The sequence below is a fragment of the Olsenella sp. KH3B4 genome (assembly GCA_900111695.1).
Classification (GTDB): domain Bacteria; phylum Actinomycetota; class Coriobacteriia; order Coriobacteriales; family Atopobiaceae; genus Tractidigestivibacter.
In genome coordinates this window covers 101772-123323 of sequence record FOHD01000002.1, presented here as the reverse complement: position 1 = coordinate 123323, position 21552 = coordinate 101772, and the positions used below count along the sequence as shown (strand labels likewise).

18 protein-coding genes are annotated in these 21552 nt (G+C 59.0%); 11 read left to right on the top strand and 7 right to left on the bottom strand.

Annotated features, from left to right (window positions below):
- Positions 1-284: 284 nt before the first annotated feature.
- From BMX94_RS02505 to BMX94_RS02470, 8 genes are all read left to right on the top strand, one after another.
- On the top strand, positions 285-2114 hold the full coding sequence (locus tag BMX94_RS02505; RefSeq protein ID WP_091003075.1) for a glycoside hydrolase family 2 protein: 1830 nt from the start codon (positions 285-287) through the stop codon (positions 2112-2114).
- Between the two features lie 61 nt (positions 2115-2175).
- On the top strand, positions 2176-3522 hold the full coding sequence (locus tag BMX94_RS02500) for an MFS transporter (RefSeq protein WP_091003073.1): 1347 nt from the start codon (positions 2176-2178) through the stop codon (positions 3520-3522).
- Positions 3523-3832: 310 nt separating this feature from the next.
- Positions 3833-5746, top strand: coding sequence for a BglG family transcription antiterminator (locus BMX94_RS02495; protein ID WP_177171297.1), 1914 nt, complete (start codon positions 3833-3835; stop codon positions 5744-5746).
- Positions 5734-6108, top strand: coding sequence for a PTS lactose/cellobiose transporter subunit IIA (locus BMX94_RS02490; protein ID WP_286159990.1), 375 nt, complete (start codon positions 5734-5736; stop codon positions 6106-6108). Before BMX94_RS02495 ends, BMX94_RS02490 begins: the two co-directional genes overlap by 13 nt.
- A 17-nt stretch (positions 6109-6125) precedes the next feature.
- Positions 6126-7520 (top strand): glycoside hydrolase family 1 protein, encoded by a 1395-nt coding sequence (locus BMX94_RS02485; protein WP_091003069.1) that lies wholly within the window; start codon positions 6126-6128, stop codon positions 7518-7520.
- A gap of 11 nt (positions 7521-7531) precedes the next feature.
- Positions 7532-7828 carry a PTS sugar transporter subunit IIB gene (locus BMX94_RS02480; protein ID WP_091003067.1) on the top strand — a complete coding sequence of 99 codons (297 nt, stop codon included), beginning with the start codon at positions 7532-7534 and terminating at the stop codon, positions 7826-7828.
- Between the two features lie 24 nt (positions 7829-7852).
- A complete protein-coding gene (locus tag BMX94_RS02475) occupies positions 7853-9151 on the top strand; it encodes a PTS sugar transporter subunit IIC (protein ID WP_091003065.1) in 1299 nt (432 codons plus the stop codon).
- Between the two features lie 151 nt (positions 9152-9302).
- Positions 9303-10712 carry an MFS transporter gene (locus BMX94_RS02470; RefSeq protein ID WP_177171296.1) on the top strand — a complete coding sequence of 470 codons (1410 nt, stop codon included), beginning with the start codon at positions 9303-9305 and terminating at the stop codon, positions 10710-10712.
- A 236-nt stretch (positions 10713-10948) separates the two neighbouring features.
- Here BMX94_RS02470 and pflB read toward each other — a convergent pair whose 3' ends face one another.
- The 5 genes from pflB to BMX94_RS02445 form a co-directional block, all read right to left on the bottom strand.
- Complete coding sequence (pflB, locus tag BMX94_RS02465; RefSeq protein ID WP_091003061.1) at positions 10949-13219, bottom strand: formate C-acetyltransferase; 2271 nt, start codon at positions 13217-13219, stop codon at positions 10949-10951.
- Between the two features lie 18 nt (positions 13220-13237).
- The gene (pflA, locus tag BMX94_RS02460) at positions 13238-13984 is read right to left on the bottom strand and encodes a pyruvate formate-lyase-activating protein (protein ID WP_091003059.1); all 747 of its coding nucleotides are present in this window, start codon (positions 13982-13984) and stop codon (positions 13238-13240) included.
- A 517-nt stretch (positions 13985-14501) separates the two neighbouring features.
- A complete protein-coding gene (locus tag BMX94_RS02455; protein ID WP_091003056.1) occupies positions 14502-15215 on the bottom strand; it encodes a Crp/Fnr family transcriptional regulator in 714 nt (237 codons plus the stop codon).
- 9 nt (positions 15216-15224) lie between these two features.
- Positions 15225-15704 carry a cupin domain-containing protein gene (locus BMX94_RS02450; protein WP_091003054.1) on the bottom strand — a complete coding sequence of 160 codons (480 nt, stop codon included), beginning with the start codon at positions 15702-15704 and terminating at the stop codon, positions 15225-15227.
- The gene (locus BMX94_RS02445) at positions 15691-16593 is read right to left on the bottom strand and encodes a helix-turn-helix transcriptional regulator (protein WP_091003052.1); all 903 of its coding nucleotides are present in this window, start codon (positions 16591-16593) and stop codon (positions 15691-15693) included. Before BMX94_RS02445 ends, BMX94_RS02450 begins: the two co-directional genes overlap by 14 nt.
- Before the next feature lie 218 nt (positions 16594-16811).
- Here BMX94_RS02445 and BMX94_RS02440 point away from each other — a divergent pair, with 218 nt between their 5' ends.
- Positions 16812-18557: an ABC transporter ATP-binding protein gene (locus BMX94_RS02440; protein ID WP_091003049.1), complete on the top strand. Its 1746-nt coding sequence runs from the start codon at positions 16812-16814 to the stop codon at positions 18555-18557.
- 185 nt (positions 18558-18742) lie between these two features.
- A complete protein-coding gene (locus BMX94_RS02435) occupies positions 18743-19651 on the top strand; it encodes a CPBP family intramembrane glutamic endopeptidase (RefSeq protein WP_177171295.1) in 909 nt (302 codons plus the stop codon).
- On the opposite strand, the gene BMX94_RS02430 is transcribed toward BMX94_RS02435, so the two are convergent.
- A complete protein-coding gene (locus BMX94_RS02430; RefSeq protein WP_091003045.1) occupies positions 19644-20000 on the bottom strand; it encodes a DUF1304 domain-containing protein in 357 nt (118 codons plus the stop codon). The genes BMX94_RS02435 and BMX94_RS02430 overlap by 8 nt on opposite strands.
- 285 nt (positions 20001-20285) lie before the next feature.
- Here BMX94_RS02430 and BMX94_RS02425 point away from each other — a divergent pair, with 285 nt between their 5' ends.
- Complete coding sequence (locus BMX94_RS02425; protein WP_091003043.1) at positions 20286-21035, top strand: nitroreductase family protein; 750 nt, start codon at positions 20286-20288, stop codon at positions 21033-21035.
- 35 nt (positions 21036-21070) lie between these two features.
- Here the strand turns inward: BMX94_RS02425 and BMX94_RS02420 are convergent, their stop codons facing one another.
- Positions 21071-21550, bottom strand: a complete 480-nt coding sequence (locus BMX94_RS02420; RefSeq protein WP_091003040.1) for a GNAT family N-acetyltransferase — start codon at positions 21548-21550, stop codon at positions 21071-21073.
- Positions 21551-21552 lie beyond the last annotated feature (2 nt).

Sequence of the window (21552 nt, the reverse complement as noted above, 5' to 3'; positions counted from 1 at the left end):
GGGCGCCGCAGTCCGTCGTCCGATTACCCATTTGCTGCCATGCGTCAAGAAAATAATCCACTTATCTTGATTTTTGCACGTAGTTTTGGACTTTTCTCCTGCGCAGAGTGGTTTGAGTATCCGTTATGGCGCTCGATAGGCTTGGCGGCACATGAGGTTGCGTGCCCCTCAGACTGGTTTCCCGTCGGTCACGGCTGGTGTCGCCGGAATACACGACGTTGCTGCTAAACTCTCCGCAGGTACGATGCGGGTTCGATTGGTAGCCATTTGGGAACGGAGGCGCTATGGACATCCGGCGCATGCTTGCGGGCAGGCTTCGCACGCACGAGCGGCAAGATCCGTTGCCCCTCTGGACGCCTTGGGGAGAAGCGCTGAAAACCGGTGACGCGCGGCCGCAGCTTACCCATCCGCACCCCCAGTTTGCCCGCGAGTCGTGGGGGAGCCTCAACGGGTGGTGGGACTGCGCCTTCGTGCCCAGCCCCGGCGGTGCCGCGCCGGAGTGCACGGCTGCTGCGCCCACGACGTTTTCCCAGCGCATCCGCGTGCCCTTCTCGCCGGAAGCGCTGCTCTCGGGCGTGGGGCGACAACTCAAGCCGGACGAGCTGCTGTGGTATCGGCGCGCGTTCGATGCGCCGTCGCTTGAACCCGGAGAGCGGCTGCTCCTTCACTTTGACGCTGTCGACTACGCCTGCGCCTGCTACGCGAACGGGCGTCTTGCCGGCACTCACGCCGGCGGCTACCTGCCGTTCTCGTTTGACGTAACGGACCTGCTTGCACCAGGCGAGAAGAACGAACTCGCGCTCTGTGTACGCGATCCCAGCGACACCGAGCCGCATCCCCGCGGCAAGCAGCTCCTCCAATGCGGGACCATCTGGTATACCGCGCAGAGCGGCATTTGGCAGGACGTGTGGTGGGAGCGCGTGCCCGAGAACCGCGTCGAGGAGCTGCTCGTCGACGCAAACCCAGATGCCGGCGACGTGTCGGTTGCCGTGCGGGTCTCGCGGCCGGGCGAGGAGCTGCGCGTGTCGCTCCTCTCGTCAGACGGAGCGGTTGTTGCCCGTGGCGTGGCCACGGCAACCGAGACCAGCGTGTCCGTGCGAATCCCCGTTGCGGAGCCGCACCTGTGGTCCCCGGAGGACCCCTACCTCTACGGTCTGCGCATCGAGTATGGTACGGACGAGGTGACAAGCTATTGCGCATTCCGCACCGTGTCGATAGAGCCGGACTCCGCTGGCGTGCCGCGCTTTTGCCTCAATCACCAGCCGCTATTTCTGCGCGGCGTCCTGGACCAGGGCTATTGGTCCGACGGTCTTCTCAGCGCGCCCTCGGTGGACGCACTGGCGGCAGATATCGGGGCCGCAAGGGACCTTGGCTTCAACATGCTGCGCAAGCATATCAAGATTGAGCAGGACCGCTGGTACTGGCTCTGCGACCGCTTGGGCATGCTCGTCTGGCAGGACATGGTGAGCGGCGGCACGGCACCCTACGACATGTGGCAGGTCAACCAGAAGCCCACGCTCTCACGCTTTGCCTGCGAGCACTTCCGCGACGATATCCCGTCTCACCAGGTGCGCCTCTCGTCGGCAGATCCCGCCTTCCAGCAGGAGTGGACGCGTGACTGCGAGGACGCAGTGCGCTACCTGCGCAACCACCCCTGCATCGTGACGTGGGGCCTCTTCAACGAGGGCTGGGGCCAGTTCAACGCGCGCGATGCCGTGAACCGCGTGCGCGCGATTGACCCCACGCGACCCATCGACGCCACAAGCGGGTGGTACGACCAGGGCTGCGGTGACTACGCAAGCGAACACAACTACTTCCGGAGGCTTCGCGTGCCGCAGGGGCTGCGGGGATCCTCGCGGGCGTTTGTGATATCGGAGTTTGGCGGACTTACCTGGCACGTTGAGGGCCACAGCTCCTTTTTGGAGCCGTACGGCTACGCGGGCTTCGAAAGCCTGGAGGAGTGGCGCCGTGCGGTGCGGTCGCTTCTCGACGAAGCGGCGGCGCTTGAGGCCAAGGGGCTTGCCGGCTACGTGTATACGCAGCTCTCGGACGTGGAGGAGGAGACCAACGGTCTTCTCAGCTTCGATCGCCGGGTGAACAAGCTGTTGCCGTAGATGACCACGGCGTGTCCTGTGTGCGTCGCGGACGCTTCCGAGAGGGGGGGGAGAGGTAACCATGGCAGACAAGACCAGACCTGCCGCATCGCGTGCCACCAGACCCACAATCTCTCGAACCACTTGGCTGGTTATCGTGCTTCTCGCCTTTGTGGGTCAGGTTGCCTGGGCTGTTGAGAACAACTTCCTCAACCTGTTTGTCCAGGACTCCTTTGGCGCCTCGCTGCAGGACGTGGCGCTCATGGTCTCCGCCTCGGCGCTTACGGCTACGCTGACCACGCTGTTTGTGGGCGCGTGGTCGGACCGCGTGCGCCGTCGCAAGGCCTTTGTGGTGGCGGGCGCAGCTCTGTGGGGCGTCTCGATCATTGGGTTTGCGGCCATCCAGGTGATCTCGGACACGCTTTCGCCGGACGCTGCCCAGGCGGCACGCATGGGCGTCACCCTCACGATTGCCTTCGACTGCGTGATGACGTTCTTTGGAAGCCTATCCAATGATGCGGCATTTAACGCATGGCTCACCGACGTGACGGACGAGACAAACCGCGGGCGCGTTGAGGGCGTTAACTCCGCGATGCCGCTCATTACGATGCTGGCTGTCTTTGGCGGAGCGATGGCCCTCATGCGCGTGGGCGATGACGGGTCCGTGACGTACGACTACCCGGCGCTCTTTGTGACCGTTGGCGCGCTGGTAGGGGCGGCCACCGTGGTGGCCGGTACCCTCATGCGCGATTCACATCCGGTGTCTTCGGTCGAGAAGGGCTGGCTGCGCGGGGTGGCGCGGGGGTTCTCGCCTGCGACGATGCGTGCAAACCCAGTGCTCTACCTGGTGCTTCTCGGCTATTGCATCTTCTCGATGGCGCTTCAAGTCTTTATGCCATACTACGTGCTCTACCTGCGGCTTCCCTATGTGCTTGGTGAGGGCTACGTGTTTGTGATGGCCCCGGGCATTGTGATTGCGGCCGTCTTCACCATCTTCTACGGCCGGCGCCTGGACAAGCTTGGCTTTGAGCGCGCCGTGCGCCTGCCGCTGGCGCTGTTTGTGGCGGGGTGCCTGGCGCTCACGCTGCTCACGAGCGTGGCGGGTGTCTTTGTGGGCTCGGTCCTCATGCTGTGCGGGTACCTAGGAGCCGTGGCCTGCTTTGCCGCCGAGGTGCGCAACAACACGCTGGCCGACCGTGCAGGCGCTCTCCAGGGCGTGCGCATGTTCATGGTGGTGCTGGTCCCCATGCTCGTGGGGCCGTGGATTGGGTCGGCGGTGAGCTCTGGGTCTGGAGCCATCGGAGGCTTTGGCGTAGTTGGGGGTGGGTTTACGCCCTCGTCGCTCATCTTCCTTGCAGGTGCGCTGGTGTCGCTTGCGGTTGTTCCCACGCTTGTGGCGGTGGGACGACGACGGCATGCGGTGGAGTAGCGATGCCGTTTGGCCTCCTGACTGCCTGGCGCTGTTGAGAAGAAATTCGCCAGAATGGTGCCTCCGCTCGGCTCAAAACGTCGAATTAGTTCTCAGCAACACCGGTCGGAAAGCACGATAAGAACTCTCAGCCCAGGACTATTGACTCAGCGATTGTTTCGGGAGCCATAACTCGTTTCGCTTGTGCTGCGGCTATGTTGCAGGTGGGTATAAACGCGCAGTTCCATCACGTCTCCTGCCACGAAAGTGGCAGGAGACGTGATGGAATGCTTCTTGTCGACTTTTTAATATGCAAAACCAAGGAGGGAAGATGCGAACCATCGAGCTCATACAAACACTGCTTGATGACGGGGGTGATTCCCTTGAGACGCTCATGGAACGTTTCAAAGTGAGTGCCCGTACAGTGCGTTCGCATGTCCATGCGGCAAACCAAATGCTTGAAGATATCGCTCTCATTCGGTTCTCGAGAAAATACAATGTATATGAACTCGAGGTCCTTAATGAAGATGCATTTCAAACTTGGCTTGATCGGGGCAATAAAGTCGAACAGGAGCAGGCTGGTTCGGTCAGGCGCGTGCCCCGTATCCTCAATTACCTTCTACTTACCGATGGCTGGGTGCGAGTTCCCGATTTGGCCGATCGCCTCTTCGTTTCGTTCCAAAGCATCTCTATGGACTTGCATGAGGTTGAAGCTGAACTCTCTAAGTTTGGGCTTTCGCTTGTAAAGCGTCCGCGGTACGGGATTCGTGTCGAGGGACCAGAAATCAACAGACGCACATGTCTTGCTTCGGTAATCTCAGCCTCTCTTGTTGGTGGCACCGGAAAAAATGAGGCGCTATCCAATCGTGCCAAGACAATAGGGAAGACAGTCGAGCGGGTACTCGGTGAGAATAACTTTTCTATTAGCTCTATTGCATTTCAGAATCTTGTGGTGCATCTCGTGGTTGCAGCCGAGCGAATAGAGCAGGGTCGCTATGTTCCCATGGATGTCGAGCAGAGGGAACGCCTGATGACACTGCCGGAAAGCATTACTGCCCAACAACTTGCGCAGGCCATCGGGAATGATCTTGGGATTTACCTTCCAAGCTCGGAGGTTGCTTTCATTACTATTCACCTTGCGGGGAAGCATTCTATCGATGCCCTTTCCCAAGAGGTCGATGCAGATGGGACCGTAATCAGCGGTAGCGTCTGGGATATCGTTGGCGAAATCCTTGATGCTGCTCGTCTTGCTATGCGGATAGACCTTAGAAGCGATCTTGAGCTGCGAATGAACCTTGCTCGTCACATCGTGCCACTCTCAGTGCGGCTTCGATATGGAATGCCTGCAAAGAACCCATTACTCGAAGCGACAAAGCTGCGCTATCCGCTTGCATGGTCAATGGCGCTCGAGGCGGGGAAAGTGCTTGAGCGCCACTATGGTGCCAGGCCAAATGAGGACGAGACTGGTTTTCTCGCTCTTTCATTTGCGCTTTCGCTGGAACGTCGGCGAACGCCGGCTCGAAAAATGCGTGTGCTTGTGGTGTGCGCCTCTGGAATGGGGAGTGCGCGCTTGCTTCGCCAGCGCTTTATTTCAGAGTTTGGTGGATTGCTCGAGCGGTGCGACACATGTGACGCCGCAAGCGTAGCCGGAAAAGATCTTTCCGATGTCGATTACGTCTTCTCTACGGTCCCACTGCTCGATCTTCCAGTGCCAGTTTGCCAGATTAGTTACTTCTTCGACAGAGATGCTGGGGACGACATACGTCGCATTTTGGAGAGCGCGGACGCAAGAGATGCTACATCCATGTTCTCCCGTGAGCTTTTCTTTCCCCATGTGAAAGCAAAGGACAAGAACTCGCTGTTGGACATGATGTGCTCATCGATCGTCTCTGCAGGATTTGCAGATTTGACGCTACGTAAGTCGGTGGATTTGCGAGAGCAGGTGGCACCTACGTGCTTTGGGAACCAGGTGGCTCTTCCACATCCCGTCGAGGCAAAGGGAAGCACAACGGCAGTGGCAGTCGCTCTTCTTGATGAGCCTCTGTCTTGGGATGAGTTCAATCACGATGTTCGTGCTGTTTTTCTCGTTTCTTATGCACGAAGTGGCAATGACGTAGCAGACGCATTTGCGTCTCTAGCCGAATTGTTTGTGAGCAAAGAAGCGATTTCCGAACTAGTTAAAACGCAGACATGGGAGTGTCTCATCGATTGTCTTAGGAAGGGGAACCAATCATGCAGGGGATGAGTGATGTGCCGGAAGCACCTGGGTCTTCAGAAGAAGTATCGTTCGAAATCATCGCGTCCGCAGGTCAGGCTCGCAGTTTAGCTTTTGAAGCTCTCGGATATGCGCGAGACAATAATTTTGTAAAGGCTCGCGAACTTATTGAAGAATCCAAGAAAGAAAGTCTGCTTGCACACAGGTGCCAGACGCGCCTTTTGACTCAAGAGGCATCTGGTGATCATGTTGACGTTGACGTGCTGCTCGTTCATGCCCAAGACCATTTGATGACAGCGCAGTTGGCAAGGGAATTAATTGAGGAAATTATCAATTTGTATGAAATCAAGGCGGACAAAGAGATTGATTCGCGAGGACGGTGTTCCAAGTAGATTGAGGTGAATGGGAGATGAACGGGAAAATGCTTTGGGGATCGGCAACGGCTTCCTATCAGTGTGAAGGCGCATGGAACGAAGACGGAAAAGTCGAATCGATGTGGGATCACTATCTTCACCAGGAAAACCTTGAGAATGGAGATGTCGCTTCCGACCACTACCACAGGTTTCGTGAGGACATTAGACAGATGGCTGAGGGCGGCCAGAATGCCTATCGCTTCTCACTCTCCTGGCCAAGGATCATTAAGAATGAATCCGGGGAAATTAACGAGAAGGGCTTGGACTTCTATCGTCAGATGATCGACGCCTGCCACGAGAATGGAATTGAACCGTTCGTTACCTGCTATCACTGGGATCTTCCGCAATACCTAGAGGAGAAGGGAGGCTGGCTCAACAAGGCGCCAGCGGCTGCTTTTCAGCATTACTGTGAAGTTGTATTCAAGGCGTTTAACGGCCTTGTCGATCACTGGACAACCTTCAACGAGCCTAAGTGGTTCGTATTCTCGGGATACATGTCGGGCAATTACCCTCCTTGTCACAAGAATCCACAGGAAGTAGTAAATGCCGCATACAACGTCATGTATGCCAATGCTCTTGCAGTTAAATCCTTTAAAGAGCTTGGTATTCTGGGTTCGATTGGCATTGTGACCTCATATCAAACGATTTATGGAATTGATGACAGCGAAGCGTGCCAGCTGGCGTTCCGCAACGCTGATAACTACTGCAATAACTGGATTATCGATACCGCCTGCTCTGGGGCATTCCCTTCCGACATGGTTGCGAAACTGGCAGCTGAGGGCTTTGATCTCTCGATTGCTCAGCCCGAAGAGTTGCAGCTCATCAAAAACAATACGGTCCAATTTTTGGGCATGAACTACTATTCGCCTCAGTTTGTTAAGCCATATACGGGTGGTGAGACAGACGTCAAAGTTAACAATCTTGGCAAGAACTACAAAGGCAATATGAGAACCGTCGTAAAAAACTGGTTTGAGGTTGCCAACGATGACATGACGGAACTGCCTCGGAATGACTGGGGAATGATCGTATATCCTCAGGGGCTCCGCGAAGGTCTAAGACGCAATTCAGCAAAGTTCTCAGGACCAATCTATGTCACCGAGAATGGATTCGGGAACTACGAGGATGTCCATAACGGACCAGTTCATGACCAGTATCGGATTGAATACATCAGAGAGCATGTCCGCTACCTCTTGAAAGCTCAGTCAGACGGTGTTGACGTTCGCGGGTACTTTGTGTGGTCACCCTTTGACCTGTATTCATGGAAAAACGGTTGCGAGAAACGCTATGGGCTTGTTGCCGTTGATTTCGACCACGGGTGTAAACGCATTCCAAAGGACTCCTATTACTGGTATCGGGATGAAATAGCAAGCAACTGGCTGGACGTTCGCTAGAGGAGGTTTTGATGAAAAAGGTTGTGCTGGTGTGTAATGGCGGCCTATCCACATCAATTATGGCAAAGAAGCTAAACGATATGGGTGGTAATGATTACGACGTCTATGCATACGGAGAACAGGAATACGAGGAACATTTGGATGGGGTTGATTGCGTACTAATAGGTCCTCAGATTCGATATCTCCTTCCTGGAATACGAGCAAAGGTTGGCAATGATGTCCCGGTGGAGGTGATAGAGCCCCGGACATACGGCACCATGAACGCAGCAAAGGTCGTTGAACAACTCAACCGTATGACAACGAAATAGCTGGTTGGAGGAGGAGGTTCTTCTATGGAAGCTTTTATCGCATGGATTGAAAAGAACATCATGCCAGGCGCGAATAAGCTTGCAAGCGAAAGACATCTAAAGGCCATACGTGATACTTTTATGACCATACTGCCTCCAATTTTCTTTGGCGGCATTATTGCAGTCATTAATTCTGCTCCAGTAACCGATGACACGACCAACGGAATACTGTTGGCTTGGGCGGCTTTCGGCCAGCAGAATGCCCTCGTTCTGGGTTGGCTCAATCAGGTTACCCTTGGGTTCCTCTCTCTTTATGTTTGTATTGGTATTACCTATTACCTCGCCAAATCGTATGACATGGAGGTGTTTCTTCCAATCATTATTTCTCTTGCGGGATACTGCATGCTTGTAATTGATCCGCAGGAAATATCGTTTGGGAATGTGCTTGGCCAGCTGTCTTACTTTGATGGCAAGGGAATCCTGGTTGCCCTCTTTGTATCCATAATGACTGTGGAGCTCTCTCGTGTTCTTTATGAGCACAAAGTAGGATGGATTAAGATGCCAGATTCCGTTCCACCCGCTCTGATGGTTTCCTTCGGTTCTCTTGTCCCTTGTCTCATTGTTCTCGGAATTGATTCGGTCATCTTTATACTTTGCAAGAACATTGCGGGAACTTGTTTCGCGGCAGTTGTTATTGGGGCACTCTCGCCTGCGGTTGAGGCGACCGATAATATGGCGTTCGCCATTCTTGTTGCATTTCTGCTCAATTTTGGGTGGTTCTTCGGAATACACGACACGGTTTGGTCTGGATTCCTTAGCCCCATTGAGTACGGTACCCTCTCCGTTAATGCTGCTGCTCAGGCGGCGAGTACAGCTTTGCCTCATGTCTTCACTGTTTCGTTTTGGTGCTACTTTGGCATTATCGGGGGTTTGGGAAACTGCCTTGCTCTAGGTCTGCTTTGTCTTCGCTCAAAGAATAAGGAAGTCAACCTTGTTGGTAAACTCGGTATCGTCCCGGCCTTTTTTGGCATTTCTGAGCCAATAACGTTTGGACTTCCAATCATGCTGAACCCGCTGCTGTTCATTCCTAGCATTGTTACCAGCATCGTTAACGTTATCATTTCTTATTCACTGATGTCCGCCAACATCATCGGGAGAACCTATGCGATGCTCTCATACAACATGCCTTCAGTTTTTGGTGCGTACTTTTCGACCGGAGACTGGAAAGCAGTATTGCTCATCGTCGTATTGATTATGCTTGACATGGTTATCTACTTCCCATTCCTCAAGGCATACGAGCGTTCTATGGGAGAGGAGACGACCGAGGCGAACGCGGCCGTTTAGAACTAGCGATTCATTATGCAGGGAAAGGCCGATGCATTTGTATTGACGAGGCCGACCGTGAGGTCGGTCTCGTTTTTTCTGGAAAAGGGATTCTTTTCAATACTGTCTCAATCAAAATGTTGAACTAATCAATTTGAAAGGCTGTGGGGATGTGAGCAGTACTAACACGAGTGACCAAGGCACATTTTCCCGAGCACTCGATGCAAGGACGGTTGTATCAATAATCGCTTCGGGTAGTCTCGCATTCTGTGCGATTGTGTTTGAGACCTCGACTAACGTCGCCATCCCGGTCATGATGTCGGAGCTTGGAGTCGACACAGCGACAATACAGTGGATTACATCCGCGTACCTACTCGTTTTGTCGGTGACGATTCCCGTATTCCCTGTACTCAAGTCACGCTATTCCTTGCGTCGTCTTTTTGCTGTTTCAACACTTTCCTTTACAGCGGGAACGCTGCTTTGCTGTACCGCAGCTACATTTCCCCAGCTCCTGTTGGGTAGAGTTATTCAGGGGCTGGGGACTGGCGTTGCGATGCCGCTTATGTTCAACGTTGTAATAGATCAAGTACCCTTTGAGCACATGGGCATGATGATGGGCGTTGCGTCGCTGATTATTTCGTTGGCACCGGCAATTGGGCCTGCTTATGGTGGAGTTGTGCTAGAAGCGTTTGGGTGGCATGCGATGTTTTTGTTTGCGGTCCCCCTCATTACTGTGGCATTCGTTGCAGGAGTGGTCTGTCTACGACAGACAACGGAACTGGCTATACGCCCATTTGACGCGACGGGGTTCCTTTTTGTAGCCTCTGGTTTTCTTCTGATTGTGGTGGGGGTGAATCGGCTATCTAACGGTGGGCTCACCGTTATTGTTGCAGCTCTTCTAATTGCCGGCCTCATTCTTCTTGTTCAATTTGTAAGACACGCAAGACGTGCTAAATATCCTCTAGTGTCTCCTGAAGTGTTTTCCTCAACTAGATTTATGACGTCAGTAGCTGCAATTGCGGGCGCGTCCTTCGTATGCCTCGGATATGCATGGTTGATTCCCAACTTCACCCAGGTGGCTCTTGGTACGGGAGCAAAGGTTTCTGGCCTTGTAGTGGTTCCTGGGTGCGTGGCTACGATGCTGTTCTCTCCGGTTGCTGGTCGACTTCTTGATAGAAAAGGACCGTGCGCTCCCATCGCAGTTGGTGCAACCCTGTTGGTATTGGGTGCTATTCTGATGTGCTTCCTTTCATTGGATACCGTCTTGGGATTGGCGGTGTGGTACCTGCTATCGGGAATGGGGGAAGGTCTGTTGGCTAGTCCCTCGATGACCTACGGTCTTTCTTCTCTAAACGATAGCCTGCGGGCTGATGGGACTTCGGTTTGTAACTCTCTGCAACAGCTAGGTGGCTCGGTAGGAGTAAGCACCGTTACGGCGGTTGTGGCCGCTGCTCAATCTTCAAATGCTGACAATACAACCGGAATGGCGCTAGGTGGACAAACCGCCTTTGTCGTGCTGGCAATCGTTGCTGCCGTTGCAGCCGCATTCTCGTTGATTGCTCTGCGGCTTGCTAAGTCCTGATTGACCCTGCGAGCTCACCCCGAGTGGGCGAGCAACATGCTAAACAGTTCTCACTACCGGAACACCTGGTGCTGCTGAGAAGAAATTGGACGAAATTGCGCCGCCGAGCGGCCCAAAACGTGGTACGAAAAGTTCCCAACAGCGCCTGGGGGGCGGAGGCGCGCCGTTCGGCATAAAGAACGGGGGACGGCCGCAAGACTGCCATCCCCCGTACGTGCGTCTATCCTGCAAGTGCCCTACATGTGGTCGTGGCAGGTGCGCGCAATCACGTCGAGCTGCTGCTCGCGGGTGAGGTCGATGAACTTCACCGCGTAGCCGGAGACGCGGATCGTGAAGTTGGCGTACTCGGGCTTCTCGGGATGCTCCATCGCATCTTTGAGCTTCTCGACGCCAAACACATTGACGTTGAGGTGGTGCGCGCCGTTGGAGAAGTAGCCGTCAAGCACGTTCACCAGGTTGCCAACGCGCTGCTGCTCGTCGGTGCCAAGCGCGCCGGGGTTGATGGTCTGCGTGTTCGAGATGCCGTCAAGGGCGTACTCGTAGGGAAGCTTGGCCACGGAGTTGAGGCTCGCGAGCAGGCCGTTCTTCTCGGCACCATAGCTGGGGTTGGCGCCGGGCGAGAAGGGCGTGTAGGCCGGGCGGCCGTCGGGCAGGGCGCCGGTGGCCTTGCCGTACACCACGTTGGACGTGATGGTGAGGATGGACGTCGTGGCCTCGGAGTTGCGGTAGGTGTGGTGCTTCTTGATCTTGGTCATGAAGGTCTTGAGCAGCCACACGGCGATGTCGTCCGCGCGGTCGTCGTCATTGCCGTAGCGGGGGAAGTCGCCCTCGGGAACGTAGTCAACAACCAGGCCGGACTCGTCACGCACGGTGCGCACACGGGCGTACTTGATGGCCGAGAGCGAGTCGACCACGTGGCTGAAGCCCGCGATGCCGGTGGCGAAGGTGCGGCGCACATCAGTGTCGATGAGGGCCATCTCGGCGGCCTCGTAGTAGTACTTGTCGTGCATGTACTGGATGAGGTCGAGGATGTTCACATACAGGCCGGCCAGCCAGTCCATCATGATGTCGAACTTGTGCATGACCTCGCCGTAGTCCAGGTACTCGCTCGTGATGGGGGCGAGCTCGGGTCCAACCTGCATGTGGTTGCCCTGCTTGTCGGTGTACTTGAGGTCCTTGCCGCCGTTGATGGCATAGTTCAGGCACTTGGCGAGGTTCGCGCGAGCGCCAAAGAACTGCATCTCCTTGCCGGTCTGGGTTGCCGAGACGCAGCAGCAGATGCTGTAGTCGTCGCCCCACACCGGGCGCATGACGTTGTCGTTCTCGTACTGGATCGAGCTGGTGGTGATGGAGATCTTGGCCGCGTAGCGACGGAAGGCCTCGGGCAGGCGCTTGGAGTAGAGCACCGTGAGGTTGGGCTCGGGCGCGGGGCCCATGTTCTCAAGCGTGTGCAGGAAGCGGAAATCGTTCTTGGTCACCATGTGGCGGCCATCCTGACCGAGACCCGCCATCTCAAGCGTTGCCCACACGGGATCGCCGGAGAACAGCTCGTTGTAGCTGGGGATGCGTGCGAACTTGACCATGCGGAACTTGAGGACCAGGTGGTCGATGAGCTCCTGCGCCTGAGTCTCGTTGAGCTTGCCGGCCTCGAGGTCGCGCTGAATGTAGATGTCCAGGAACGTGGAGATGCGGCCAACGGACATGGCGGCGCCGTTCTGGGTCTTGATGGCGGCCAGGTAGCCAAAGTAGAGCCACTGCACGGCCTCGTGTGCGTCGCGTGCGGGCTGCGAGATGTCGTAGCCGTAGATCTTGGCCATCGCCTTGATGCCCTTGAGGGCGCGGATCTGCTCGGCAATCTCCTCGCGCAGGCGGATGACGTCGTCGGTCATGGTGCCGTCGCCGCAGTTGAGGAGGTCTTCCTGTTTCTTCGTAATGAGGAAGTCAATGCCGTAGAGCGCAACGCGGCGGTAGTCGCCCACGATGCGACCGCGGCCGTAGGTGTCGGGCAGACCGGTGATCACATGGCTGTGGCGCGCGGCGCGCATCTCGGGAGTGTAGGCGTCAAAGACGGCCTGGTTGTGGGTCTTGTGGTACTCGTTGAAGATCTGGTCGTACTTGGGGTTGATCTTGTAGCCGTAGCTCTCTGCCGCCTGCTGGGCCATCTTGATGCCGCCGTAGGGCATGAAGGCGCGCTTCAGGGGCTTGTCGGTCTGGAGGCCGACGACCTTCTCGAGGTCCTTGAGTTCGGGGTCGATGTAGCCGGGGCCGTATGCGGTGAGGCCAGAGACGACCTCGGTCTCGCAGTCGAGCACGCCGCCGTTGGCGCGCTCCTGCTTCTGGAACTCCTGGACCTTGCCCCACAGCTTGTCGGTTGCCTCGGTGGGGCCGGCGAGGAACGACTCGTCGCCCTCGTACTGGGTGTAGTTGCGCTGGATGAAGTCGCGGACGTTCACGTCATCTGTCCAGTGACCTGCCGAGAAGCCCTGCCATTCGTCACGTAGTGCCATGCGTTCCTCCTGTAGTTGCTATGCCTGCGGAAGCCCCGGCACCGCTGCGCCGAGGATTCGTTCCGCGTTTTCCACTCGTTCCTTGCTGGGCGGCTGGGTGTCGCGCAGCGTGTACGGGATGCCAAGCTCGTCCCACTTGTAGACGCCCAGGCTGTGGTAGGGGAGCACGTCCACGCGACGGACGTTCGAGAGAGTCTTGATGAAGTCCGCAGTGCGGTGGAGGTACTCGTCGTTGTCGGTGATGCCAGGGACCAGCACGTGGCGGATCCATACGGGGACGCCGGCGTCGGAGAGCCAGCGCAGCGCGTAGAGGATGTTCTCGTTGGAGTGGCCCGTGAGGGCGCGATGCTCCGCCGGGTCGATGTGCTTGATGTCTGCGAGGACCAGGTCGCAGGCCGACATGATTCGCTCCCATGCCTGGTAGAAGGGTTGCTGGCGGGTGAAGGGCGCAAGCGAGGTGTCCAGGCAGGTGTTGATGCCACGAGCGTGAGCACCCTCGAAGAGCTCCGCCACGAAGTCCGGCTGGAGGAGCGCCTCGCCGCCCGAGACGGTGATGCCGCCCTCGCGTCCCCAGTAGCTGCGATAACGCTCCGCCTGGTCAAGGAGGTCCGTCGGCTCCATGAGCGTGCCGCGGTCGAGGGCCCAGGTATCGGGGTTGTGACAGTAACGGCAGCGCATGGGGCAGCCCTGGAGGAAGACGATGAAGCGCACGCCCGGGCCGTCTGCCGAGCCAAACGATTCTGTCGAGTGAACACGTCCTTGCATGGTCTGCCTCCGTTCAAGGGTGAGAGTGCCGTTGCCACCTGTGCGCTGCCTTCGTGTGGGCTCAAATGTAATGGGAGTTGCCCGAGCGGTCCTTGATTGAAATCAAGTAAATGAGAAATCACGTGATTCAAACAGGCGCATTATCCCGCGGAGGCACGGCGAGCGAGGGAGCGAGGGGCCACGGTGCATCGAAGTACCCTTCGTTACATTAAATCGCCCGCGGATGCGCCGAACTGCCCTTCGTTACACCCCTTTTTCGGGCTCGATTGGCTTTTGCATTCTAGTTAAGGAATTGATAACGCTTCTACCTGGGCTTTTTCTCCCGTATCTCAGTTCACTACTTTGGGGGTGCCAGAAACTAGGTGTAACGAAGGGCAGTTCGGCGCAGTGGAGAAGAAAAGTGTGTAACGAAGGGCAGTTCGATGCGCTCTAGACGCCCCAACTTGCATTGTGGCCACATCAGAGTCCCGGGCCGTTCGAAACAGCATTCATGTACTGCCCCGTCCACTCGCCCCGCTTAGCTGAGGCAGCGCATCCTGTCCCGGTCGACAATGCGCAGGCGACCGCGGCCCACGCGTTCTACCAGGCCCTCTCTGCTCAACGAGGAAATGGCGCGAGAGACGGTCTCTGGGCGCAACCCCACCGAGGCAGCGATGTCCTCCAGTCCCAGGTGAATCTCTGCGCCAATGCAGCGCTCGTCGCGAAGAAGCAGGTACTGGGCCACGCGCCGCCGCGGGTCGCGAATGCCGAGCATCATCGCCTTCTCCTCGGCGTCGTCCAGCTCGGTGCATACCATGCGAATGAGCCCCAGCGCGGCGTCGGGGTGTTCCGCGAGCATGGCCTCGAAGTCCATGCGGTGAATGGAGCACAGTTCAACGCGGGTGAGGCAGCCCACGGAGTAGTGGTAGACGTTGTCCTCGAGAAACATCCCGTGCCAGATGGCCTGCCCGTCGTGCAGCACGTCGAGCACGTATTCCACGCCGTCGGGGTCGATGCGAAAGGTCTTGATGCGGCCTGACCGCACGATGAGCACCGAGTCGATCGGGTCTCCCTCGTGCACCAGGATGTCGCCGCGCCGGTGGGAGGAACGCACGGAGCGGGCGAGAAGGTCATGCTTCGCGTCATCGGGCAGGCCTGCGAACAGGCGGATCCTGTTGACGCAGGTGCCGTTTGCCGCCTTGAAGCGACAGTCCTCACATTGCTGGCAGGGTATGTCGTCTGCGCGTGCCAACCTGTGTCCCTAAGCTTGATCGGCGAGCTTGAAGCCTGCGAAGGTGAAGCCCGGGCTCACCACGCAGGAGACAAGTGCGTCTTCGCTTGAGGGAACCGTGCGTTGCCAGACTCCTGCGGGAACAACCAGCTCGCCACGGGCGCTGTCTTTGTCAACGCGAAGCGTGACGCTTCGCGCACCGGTCTCGTCGGGCTGCCTGCCACTGCCCCCAAGCTCGAGCGTCACCGCGCCGGGCCCGTGCCAAAGCCACAGCTCGTCCGCATCGACCACGTGCCACGCACTGGCGTCGCACGCCGGCAGCAAAAAGTAGATGCACGAGGCAAGCGGCCGGTCCCCGCCTGCGTTGACCGGAGTTGCCGACTGCCATGTGCGGCGATACCACCCGCCCTCGGGATGCGGAGCCAGGCCCAGCTCATCAATCACGCGCTGCGCGTAGCCGCTGAGCTGCGGCGTGCCATCTGCAGCTGTGCTGCTGTCATCCTTGGTCATCGCGTGCCTCCCGCAAGCGGTCGTCGTGAACCTGAGCCTCCATCATAGCCGCGCGGCGTGCGCTGCGTCCGGCTCGCGCCTGCGCGGGAGTCTCGCCAAAGCGCTCGCGGAACAGCCGATGGAAGTTGCTGGTTCCTTCATACCCAACCATGGCGGCGACCTTCGCCACAGAAAGCCCGGTGTCCGTAAGCAGCTGATGTGCGCGAAGCATGCGCTGTTCGCGCACAAGCTGCGAGAAGGTCCGTCCGCACTGCTCGTGGAGCAACCCCGAGAGGTAGGTGGGGTTGTACGAGAAGCGCTCGGCCAATCCCTGGAGCGTGACGCTTTCGGGGTGTGCGGCAATTTCGGTGAGGAGCAGGGCGACAAGGTCGTCGGGGCTTCGACGTCCGGGATGTCGGCGAATCGCGGGGCTTGCCAGCGCGATGGCCGCCGAGGCCAGGCCACCTATTGTCAGCTCCCACTCCTCCCGACGCTCGGCGTAGGCAACCACCATGAGCGAGAAGATGTCCTGCAGCATAGCGGGGTCAACCTCGCCCGCCTCCGCTATCTCCGTGGTGCCTTGCTGCTCTTGGCCAAGGTTGTCAACCAATACCTGGAAGAAATTGGACGAGGAGGGCGCCAGGGCCATGAGCACCCGGTCCAGCCGCTGCTTGCCGAGAAAGGCGTAGACCATGATGTCATCAGGCCCTGGGCGGCGGTCCAGCAGCAGGTGAGCCGGATGCTCTGCGTCGTAAGTGGTCCTCAGGATGTGGCAGGGCACTGAGGTAGGAATGGCTGGCCTGTCGCGCAGCCGGTACGCCACGAGGAGCGTACCCGACCCCGGCTCCGGGTGCTCCTGCGGCTCCGCGAGCAGGGTTTCAAGCGCGCGCTTGAGCCTCGCTTCGTCCATGAGTCCTCCAACTCCATCGCCTAGAGGCCTGTCCGTGTCCCTATGGTACGCCAGAATTTCTGGTATCTAACGCTGGGGCTTTAGGCGTAGTGTCCTGGTACAACGGGGACGTTTTCCCTGTTTTAACTTGGATAACAGCAAACAATTAGGGCGCATGCCACACAGCGTCCCCATGATGCAAGCGACAAAACCTCAGGCAATTGGTACGGAGGCGCTGAATGGATTCGCAGAGAACAACGTCTGCGGCAAGCGGGAAGGACGTCGCGCGCGAGCTGTGGGCAAGCATGTTTCGTGGGAACTGGCTGCTCTTCTCGGCAAACGTGGCGCTGTATCTGGCGCAGGCCATCGTCACGCTGGCCTTTGCCTACATACTCAAGCAGACCTTCGACGCCGTGGCTGCGGGCGCCCTCGACCTTCTCGTCCAGACGGGCCAAGAGGTCGCCCTGCTCATGGCGGCAGAGCTTGCAATCGGGCTGGCCATGCGCGCCTCGCTGCCGGCGTTTCTCCGCCGTGCGGTGAGCGGGTATCGCCGTGCGGTCTTCGACCGACTGCTGGGCAAGGGCATTGGCGCCTTCGACGGCGGCGGGGCGAGCCGCTACGAGTCAGCGCTCACCAACGACGTTACCACCATCGAGACTACCTACCTCGAGAAGATCTTCACGATGGTCATCGAGATCGTCTCGCTGGCGGGCTCCGTTGCCATGCTCCTAGCCCAAAGCGTGCCTCTGGCCGTGGTGGCAATTGTGTCCGCGCTGGTGCCGCTTGCGATTGGCCTTGCGTCCGGCGGTCGGCTTGCCTCGCGCCAGCGTGTGGTCTCCGATGCCATGGGGCGCTTTGTGGGAGTGGTCCACGACCTCGCCTGCGGCTTCCCTCTCATCAAGAGTTTTCGCGCCGAGCCCGCCGCGCGCGAGCGATTCGAGACAGCAAACGGCACGCTTGAGGCCGACAAGCGCCTCCGCCGCCGCATGGAGCTGGGCATACGTGCGCTGGCAATGACCGCGCAGGGCGTCTCTCAGCTTTCTGTCATGTTCTTTGGCGCGTGGCTCGCGCTTTCGGGCCGTGGGATGACGGTGGGTGGCATCCTCATGGCCACGCAGCTCATGAACAGCATTGCCCAGCCAATCCAGGGCCTGCCGTCCATCTTTGCCGCGCGTCGGGCGTCGCTGGGGCTGGTGGGAAAGCTCGCCCAGATGCTCGGCGAGAACCGCGAGCGTACGGGCGGTACGGCGCTGCCCGCCTCGCTCGCCCAGGGCATCTCGCTTTCAAACGTTACCTTTGGCTATGACGAGAACCGCCCCGTTCTCTCTGGCCTGAGCGTGGAGTTTGCCGCAGGTGGCTGCTACGCCGTGGTGGGGGCATCGGGCAGCGGGAAGTCGACGCTGCTCTCGCTGCTCATGGGTGCGCACTCCAACTACGACGGTCGGATTGCCTTCGATGGGCGCGAGCTGCGCGACGCGAGCCTTGAGTCGCTCTGGGAGACGGTGTCGCTGGTGCGGCAGAATACGTTCCTTTTTGATGCCACGCTGCGGGAGAACGTTACGATGTTTGCAAACGTTGATGCCGCTGAGCTGGAGTCTGCCGTGCAGCGGGCGGGGCTTGCCAGCTTTGTGGCAGCGCATGGCATGGACTACCCGTGCGGCGAGGGAGGCTCCAACCTATCCGGCGGCGAGCGGCAGCGTGTGTGCATCGCGCGGAGCCTGCTGCATGGATCGGGGGTGCTGCTCTTTGACGAGGCCACGTCGGCCCTGGACCAGGAGACGGCGGACCAGGTCACCCGCTCGGTGGTGGCACTTACCGGGACCACGCGGATTATGGTGACGCACCGCCTGGACGCCGGGCAGCTGCGGCTCTTCGACGGCATCGTGGTGCTGCGCGACGGCCGCGTGTGCGAGCAGGGCACCTTCGACGAGCTCATGGCCGTGCCGGATGGCTACTTCCGGGCGCTCTATACTGTGGGGGAGTAGGGCAGCGCGCTGGGTGGCGGGGCGCGACCGGTGTTCCGGGGCTGCGTTCCCAGCCGGCGTTCCGGGGCTGTTCTGGGCCGTTTTTCTTGTCTAGGACGGTGTAATGTGTCGTGTATTGGCCCCGCAGCGCTCGCGTGGTGGGGCCAAGCGCTGCTGACAGCTCGATGCGGGAGATGGTGTCTGTTATGGATTCCGATGAGCCGGTTCAGTCCGCGAGAAGTACCATCATTCTCTTCCTTGTGGCGGCATTTGCCCTGGATTGGGTGGGTTGGATTATCGCCGGTGCCCAATCGGGATGGGTCATTGACGAGTCGAGTGGCATATGGGGTCCGCTGCTTGCCGTCTCGATGTTTGGACCTCTTGCTTCTGCCGTCATAGTTCGCGTGACGAGAAAGACCGCCGTCGACGCTGGCTGGCGGCCTCGCATCAAGGGTGGCGTGCGCTGGTACATGCTGGCACTGGCAATCCCACCGGCCCTTACGCTGGCCGGCTCCGCAGTCTACTTCCTCTTCTTCTCTGGTGACTTTGATCCGGAGGCCTCGCGCTTCTCCGCTGCCGCCATCGCCCAGCTGGGCGTAGGCAGTGATCAGGTTCCGGCAATCTTCGCCATCCAGGTGGCCAATGCTGTAATCTTCGCCCCGTTCATCAACATGCTGCTGGCCATTGGCGAGGAGGCGGGCTGGCGCGGGTTTCTCTATCCCGCGATGAGGGAGCAGATGCCACGCCGCCGCGCGGCAATTCTCACTGGAGCTGCATGGGGCCTCTGGCATGCGCCCCTCATTGCGATGGGGTACAACTACGGTAGCGATTACCTGGGATTTCCTGTGAGTGGCATTGTTGCCATGACCATCTTCTGCATGGCGTTTGGAACGTTTCTCTGCTTTCTCCGCGAGCGCTCGGGAAGCGTCTGGCCTTGCGCACTTGCGCATGGGTCACTCAACGCCGTGGCCGGGCTGGGTATGTGGTTTAGCCGCAGTGCAGGCGGCACTCTGGGGCCAATGCCGCTGGGGCTTCTCGGGTGCATCCCGGTGGTGTTGCTCGCGCTCTGGCTGCTGGGGCGCCTTGGCGCCCCAGGCGCGGACATCGCTAGATAAGGCAGCTCACCAGGAGAATCGCAGGCAGAAGGCCCTGCTTGAGGAGAATCATGGGGTCGCTGGTGGCGGCTCCGTATGCGGCGACGACAACCATCGACGTGCTGAGGGCAATCACCGCCGCCTTGCTGGGGATGCACAGCGCGGCCACAAGCAGCAGAATCGCAAGGACGCCGTTGTAGACGCCCTGGTTCTTGAAGAGCGTGCTCACCGAGGGGCGCGACAGCTCGTCGACGGTCATGTTGAACGTCTGCGCCGTGCGCGCCGACGTGGTCGCGAGGGTCTCCAGGTAGAAGATGAAGAGAAACTCCGCCGCAACCAGCACGGCGAGGACGGTAGTGATGACGGACATGGCAACTCCTATCGGCGGCGTAGCAATTCTTTCTCGGCCCCTAGTCTAGGCGCATCCCATTCGACGGCACGTCGCGTTGGCGAGAAAAACAAATTGCACACAACTAAAATTTGGGTTTGGGTGACGGAAGCATGGTCTTCTCGGCGCTCCACTTCGCGGTGAATTACGCACGGCTGCAGCAGACGGCGACAAAAGCCCAGGACTCCACAAAGCCAAACTCAGCCGTGCGTAATTCCGGCACACCAGATCGCCGCGACGTGAGGTGTCGCCCGCGGGAACGCTACCATGGGGCGTACCGAATCCAACCGAAAGGGTGACGAGATGGACTACCGCATGAGCATCGACGAGGCCGTGGAGTCGCGGCATGCCGTTAGGCGCTTCACCGAGGAGCCCATCTCGGCCGAGGAGCGCGCGGCGCTCGAGGAGGCAGTTGCCACGGCAAACGCAGACGGTGCGCTCCACATGCGGCTGGCGTACGACGACTCCGAGGTGTTCTCGAGCACGCTCGCCCGCCGCGCCGGCTTCGAAAACGCCAACAACTACCTGGTCGTGGCGGGCCACGAGGGCAACAACCTGGACATGCGCGCAGGCTACTTTGCCGAGAAGGTCGTGCTCGATGCGCGGCGGCTTGGCCTCAACAGCTGCTGGGTCGCCGGCACCGCCAAGCGCCGAGCCGTGCGCCAGACGCTCGCGCAGAAGGACAAGCTCGTGGCAATCATCGCGCTTGGCCACGGCACCACGCAGGGAGAGCCGCACCGTTCGCGGACAATCGCGCAGGTATCGCGGCCGGTCAGCAACGTGCCCGAGTGGTTCGCGCGCGGCGTTCGCTATGCGCTGCTCGCACCGACGGCCATGAACCAGCAGACCTTCTGGGTGCAGATGACGAGAAAGACGAACGCGGACGGGCTCCCGCTTGTTGCCCTGAGCACCAACGGTGGTCCCTGTGCCCGCGTCGACCTGGGCATCGTGAAGCTGCACTTTGAGCTGGGCGCTGGCACGGAGAACTATGCCTGGGCAGATCCGGTGGTGCACTAACTAGCACCGCGCTCCGCCGCCCGCCCGCGTCGTCGCTACAGCACCTGCTCCATGCAGGTCTTCTGCACGCCCATGCCCATCGCCTCGTAGAACTTGCGGGCCCCGGGGTTGCACTCCCACACGTTGAGGGTCACGTTGTGGAACCCGCCCCTGCGCGCGAAGTCGATGATGTGCTGGTAGACTGCCGTGGCAACGCCGTGGCCGCGCGCGCCTTCGTCCACGCAGATGTCATCGATGTAGAGCGTGCGGATGGGTTGGAGGTTGTTCGAGTGCGTGTGGTCCTCCACCACGCAGAAGCCGTAGCCCAGGATCTCGCCAGGGGCCGCGTCATCGGCGACGGCGACAAAGACGGGCCTCTCGTCGTCCGCGATTATCTCGCGCAGCTCGTCGTCGGTGTACTTGCGCGTCCCGGAGCGAAAGAGGTCCGGCCGCCCCTTCGCGTGCACCTCGAGCACCTGCGAGAGGCAGTTGTCGATTCCTGGGATGTCGGCGTCGATTGCCCTTCTCACCTGCATGT

What these genes read in the sequence shown, in the direction of transcription:
- BMX94_RS02500 (WP_091003073.1), top strand. Translation starts at nt 2,176, where the DNA reads ATGGCAGACAAGACCAGACCTGCCGCATCGCGTGCCACCAGACCCACA.
- BMX94_RS02475 (WP_091003065.1), top strand. Translation starts at nt 7,853, where the DNA reads ATGGAAGCTTTTATCGCATGGATTGAAAAGAACATCATGCCAGGCGCG.
- BMX94_RS02435 (WP_177171295.1), top strand. Translation starts at nt 18,743, where the DNA reads ATGGATTCCGATGAGCCGGTTCAGTCCGCGAGAAGTACCATCATTCTC.
- BMX94_RS02485 (WP_091003069.1), top strand. Translation starts at nt 6,126, where the DNA reads ATGAACGGGAAAATGCTTTGGGGATCGGCAACGGCTTCCTATCAGTGT.
- BMX94_RS02430 (WP_091003045.1), bottom strand. Translation starts at nt 20,000, where the DNA reads ATGTCCGTCATCACTACCGTCCTCGCCGTGCTGGTTGCGGCGGAGTTT.
- BMX94_RS02490 (WP_286159990.1), top strand. Translation starts at nt 5,734, where the DNA reads ATGCAGGGGATGAGTGATGTGCCGGAAGCACCTGGGTCTTCAGAAGAA.
- BMX94_RS02420 (WP_091003040.1), bottom strand. Translation starts at nt 21,550, where the DNA reads ATGCAGGTGAGAAGGGCAATCGACGCCGACATCCCAGGAATCGACAAC.
- BMX94_RS02495 (WP_177171297.1), top strand. Translation starts at nt 3,833, where the DNA reads ATGCGAACCATCGAGCTCATACAAACACTGCTTGATGACGGGGGTGAT.
- BMX94_RS02440 (WP_091003049.1), top strand. Translation starts at nt 16,812, where the DNA reads ATGGATTCGCAGAGAACAACGTCTGCGGCAAGCGGGAAGGACGTCGCG.
- BMX94_RS02425 (WP_091003043.1), top strand. Translation starts at nt 20,286, where the DNA reads ATGGGGCGTACCGAATCCAACCGAAAGGGTGACGAGATGGACTACCGC.
- BMX94_RS02480 (WP_091003067.1), top strand. Translation starts at nt 7,532, where the DNA reads ATGAAAAAGGTTGTGCTGGTGTGTAATGGCGGCCTATCCACATCAATT.
- BMX94_RS02445 (WP_091003052.1), bottom strand. Translation starts at nt 16,593, where the DNA reads ATGGACGAAGCGAGGCTCAAGCGCGCGCTTGAAACCCTGCTCGCGGAG.
- BMX94_RS02505 (WP_091003075.1), top strand. Translation starts at nt 285, where the DNA reads ATGGACATCCGGCGCATGCTTGCGGGCAGGCTTCGCACGCACGAGCGG.
- BMX94_RS02450 (WP_091003054.1), bottom strand. Translation starts at nt 15,704, where the DNA reads ATGACCAAGGATGACAGCAGCACAGCTGCAGATGGCACGCCGCAGCTC.
- pflA (WP_091003059.1), bottom strand. Translation starts at nt 13,984, where the DNA reads ATGCAAGGACGTGTTCACTCGACAGAATCGTTTGGCTCGGCAGACGGC.
- pflB (WP_091003061.1), bottom strand. Translation starts at nt 13,219, where the DNA reads ATGGCACTACGTGACGAATGGCAGGGCTTCTCGGCAGGTCACTGGACA.